This window comes from Terriglobus sp. YAF25 (assembly GCF_052113305.1).
Taxonomy (GTDB): domain Bacteria; phylum Acidobacteriota; class Terriglobia; order Terriglobales; family Acidobacteriaceae; genus Terriglobus.
This window is the reverse complement of record NZ_JBFRCY010000710.1, coordinates 1-2,363: the sequence shown is the minus strand read 5'-3', so window position 1 is coordinate 2,363 and position 2,363 is coordinate 1. Positions and strand designations below refer to the sequence as shown.

Below are 2,363 nucleotides of genomic sequence, written 5' to 3'. Positions count from 1 at the left end.
ACTTTATCCTGCTCGAAGCCTTCCATCGGAGCGGTATCGTAGCCCAACACCTCGGCCATCAGCAGCATGTGCGTGAAGGCCACCATGACCTGCTTGTTTAGCCAGCCATGCATCTGGTCAGAGTTGAACTCGGTGAAGTAGTGCGGAATGCTCTCTCGCGATGCGGCGGCCAGGCTCTCGGACATGCCACCGCGAAGCCCGGAGTTGATTACGTCATCCAGGTCCTTACGCCAGGCGTCCGCATCGCCGCAGGCGACAATCACCGCACTGGCCTCTTCCACTTTGGCCTGGTTGAAACACGCTCCGCGCAGGCGGCGCTTCTGCTCCGGCTGCTGCACGACGATGAATCGCCAGGGCTGCAGGTTATAGCTGCTGGGGGCCTGCAACCCCGCTTCCAGAATCTTCCGCAGATCGTCCTGCGGAATCGGCTCACCGTCAAAGCTCTGGCTTGCACGGCGCTCGCGAATCGCCTGGGCGAGTGATTTGATTTCGGCGCGGCTCATACGTTCCTGTTCTTCTGCTCCCTCAAAAACGTGGCCGTGGCCCGTACTGCTCAGCGCAGGTTCTCCATCGGCTCCTCGGTAGCGAATGGGCTTGCCCCCGGAGACTCCGATGATACCCAGACTCCATGAAATGCTGAACGAAGCTCAGGATACGCGAGGACGAGCGTTCGTGCAGCCTCGGAGTTTCGTTTCCGCGTAGCCGCGGCATCACCGGCCGTGTCTACCTTGAGGTGTACGACCAGATCCACCTTCTCTTTGCTGGAGCTATCGTCGAAACCGAAGCCCGTAATCCGATACTCCGTCCCATCGGTCGCGCGCAGTACCAGCGGCTGGTCCGCCGAAACCCCTTTCTGCAGCACCGGCGGCGCGGCGGTCGACGCCTCCGTCTGCAACTTCTCCAGATGGGTGCTGCTCACGAACCCTACCGGCTGCAACAGTGCGGCAGCCTGCTGATAGTACAGCCACGCATTCCACGGCTGGTTCTGTTTTGCCATTGAGCGCGCCGTTGTCCAGTAGTACAGGCCGTCTTTACCGGCTGAGGTCGCAGCCTTAGGGAACAAGCCGGCAAGCTTCCACCCGCTCTCGTCGCGCAGCAGCATACTGATTTGCCATGGGTTAGGACCGGATGCATTGACAAGAGCAAAGGCGTACTTGCCCGCCGGCAGTCCTGCAATCGAGAAATCGGTCTCCGCCGAGCTCTGGTTCAGCGTGCAGAAAAACTGTCCCGTAGCTGCAGACCCATCTGAATTTGGTTTTAGAGAGGTAGCGTCAAGAAGCCACACGCTCTCCACCGCCAGCGCCGCGCCTTTCAATTTCGGGGCCGTATCCCCGGTCAGCGACGCCAGGGCTGCGAAATTGCCCGCAAGCTGCGCACTGCTGCGGGTCTTGATCGACGCCGCGTCATTTGCCTGCAGAGCGGCAGCCAGAGTGCGGGCCGCCGCGGCAATGCCGTCGCGCTCGGCCGCCTGCATCTGAGACTGGGTCGTGCACGTCTCTGCCGTCAACGGACCGGCGACCAACAGAACAGCAAACAGCGCAGACAAACGCTTCATTTCGGAACCCCGCCCGCGAATCTTTCGGCCATTGTCTCCAGCCAGTCCACGGCATTGATAGTCTAGTGGAATAGACGCGAAATGCGCCCGTTTCGCAGTCGATGAGCGTCTAATCCCTGTATATGCCGCGCAATCCTACTGTTCCCGGCGTTTTTCTCGTCCTTCTGGCCGCCTCTGCCCTCTCTGCGCAGGCACAACAGAAGCCATCTGCCACGCTACCGGCTACGCCGCCAACATCTCTTGCACCGGCTCCCGCACCTCAGGCCACGCCAGTCCCGCCTGCGGAGCCGCCGTCCATCACCAATGACAACGGCACCCTGACGGTAAAGACCCAGAATTCCAGCCTGAACCAGATTCTTCGTGAGATCTCCCGCAAGACCGGAATGAGCATCACCGGAGGCGTCAGCGAAGAGCGGGTCTTCGGCACCTACGGCCCCGCTCCAGCCGGCGAGGTTCTGCGCCAGTTGCTCGACGGCACCAAGAGCAACATGCTCTACCAGGAGGCCACGGCGACCGCTCCGGCACACCTGACCCTTACCGCCCGCCAGGGCGCGGTAACGCCTCCCAACGTCTTTTCGGCGACTGCCGATCGCTCCGGGAACAACGAGGACGAGCCGGTTATTCCCCGGTCCGATGCTGTACGCCCGGGGCCCCAGCCGGGTCCCTTCGGCTACGGGCAGCAGCCACAGCAGCCATCCGGACAACAAGATGGCTCACAGCCCCAGCAATCTCCGTCCGACTCCTCTACCCCGGACTCGAATACTCAGCAGCCGCAGCAACAGCAGCAAACGCCGAACGGTGTGAAGAC

The 2,363-nt window shown here is 61.7% G+C and carries 3 protein-coding genes; 1 reads left to right on the top strand and 2 read right to left on the bottom strand.

Going from position 1 to position 2,363, the window contains the following annotated elements; genetic code table 11:
• Both AB4043_RS22720 and AB4043_RS22715 read right to left on the bottom strand, forming a co-directional pair.
• On the bottom strand, positions 1 to 503 hold a 503-nt coding region (locus AB4043_RS22720; protein ID WP_442308179.1), incomplete at its 3' end, for a nitroreductase family protein.
• A gap of 50 nt (positions 504 to 553) precedes the next feature.
• Entirely contained in the window at positions 554 to 1,555 is a 1,002-nt protein-coding gene (locus AB4043_RS22715; RefSeq protein WP_442299184.1) for a hypothetical protein, read from the bottom strand.
• A gap of 122 nt (positions 1,556 to 1,677) precedes the next feature.
• On the opposite strand from AB4043_RS22715, the gene AB4043_RS22710 reads away from it, so the two are divergent.
• Positions 1,678 to 2,363 (top strand): hypothetical protein (locus AB4043_RS22710; RefSeq protein ID WP_442308178.1); only part of this gene is annotated, 686 nt, incomplete at its 3' end.

Bases quoted from the DNA above. Each gene is read 5' to 3' on its own strand.
- AB4043_RS22715 (WP_442299184.1), bottom strand. From the start codon at position 1,555: ATGAAGCGTTTGTCTGCGCTGTTTGCTGTTCTGTTGGTCGCCGGTCCG.